The 1,439-nt window shown below is 30.1% G+C and carries 2 protein-coding genes; both read left to right on the forward strand.

Going from position 1 to position 1,439, the window contains the following annotated elements:
- Positions 1-544: 544 nt before the first annotated feature.
- Positions 545-706: a hypothetical protein gene (locus tag AC1DTM_RS26370; RefSeq protein ID WP_165762435.1), complete on the forward strand. Its 162-nt coding sequence runs from the start codon at positions 545-547 to the stop codon at positions 704-706.
- A 177-nt stretch (positions 707-883) separates the two neighbouring features.
- Positions 884-1,439: HBL/NHE enterotoxin family protein (locus tag AC1DTM_RS26375; RefSeq protein ID WP_477001272.1), on the forward strand; the 556-nt coding region annotated here is incomplete at its 3' end.

Genomic DNA, 1,439 nt, shown 5'->3' on the forward strand with positions numbered 1-1,439 from the left:
GATATGCAGAGTGTGATTAAATTATATTAAACAAAATTCAAATTATATTAGCTATTTTTTATATAGTTAAAATAACTCCTTTTTAACTAAGTATATCAAGTTGTAACTGCTATAATTACTTAAATTATATTAAAAAATCATTTTATAAGTATAACATTTTCATTCACATTAATACTCGATAGTCGAATTATTGAATATAATCGACAAAATTCTACTATTTACGTATTAAAAAATTGATGTTTTAATAAAGGTGCAATTGGTATGACCACTCGAGGGGGAGAAGATTACAATAATAAATGTGCACTAAAGTTGCAAGTAACATTATGTCGAAATTAATTATCATAATATTCGTTCATTTCTAAAAGGGTCTAGAATCTCAAAAGTATCACATTTGAAAAAAGTGTTTTAAGTTTCTACATAGCAAAAATGATTTTATTCCGTGATAAAAGTATAAGCAATGTACAGTATAATTTCATCTTTTGTAATCTTGTAGGGCCTTGCCGACAAAACTAGGAGATATTATGAAATTATTATCAAAAAGGTCATGGCAGGGTTAGCTTTAGGAACAACGAGTTTATCTATCTGGGCTCCTGTAAGTCAAGCAGCAACTCCAGAGAAAAATCAATATTATACTATTCATTTGACAGCTAATTCAAATATAGGTGATGAACTTTTATTGTTTACTTGTGAAAAACATAGTATTTAAATGAGGGGRAAGTAAGGTCCTTACATTCTATAAAAAGTAAATAATAACGAGGGTTTAACACTCTCTATCCGAAAGAATTCTCCTTCCTCAAGTATGTGCAAGAAAAGAGCCTAGCGTTAGGTCGTTCAAGATGTATGTATAAGATTATAAACAGACAATAGTGAAGAGGTGTACGGAATGAAAAATAAAATAATTAAAGGTTTTTTAATAACATCAATAGTAACTGGGGCGACTATTCCTATCAATACTCTCGCAATGCCAATCGTTCAGGCAGAAGCGCAACAAGAGAATACGGATATTTCCTCATCCTTACGAAAATTAGGTGCACAATCTAAATTAATCCAAACATATATTGATCAAGCTTTAATGAGTCCTAATGTACAGCTTGAGGAAGTCCCAGCTTTAAATACAAATCAATTCCTAATCAAGCAAGATATGAAGGAATGGTCATCAGAACTTTATCCGCATTTAATTCTATTAAATTCAAAAAATAAAGGGTTTGTAACTAAATTTACTAGCTATTATCCAACATTAAAAGCGTTTGTAGACAATAAAGAAGATAAAGAAGGTTTTGTGGATAGACTTGAAGTTCTTCAAGAAATGGCTATGACGAACAAAGACATTGTACAACGTCAGATTAATGAATTAACAGATCTTAAATTACAGCTTGATAAAAAACTTAAAGATCTCGATACCGATGTGACAAAAGCACAGGATGTACTAAGTTCAGATG

The organism is Bacillus sp. P4_D3 (assembly GCF_056401855.1).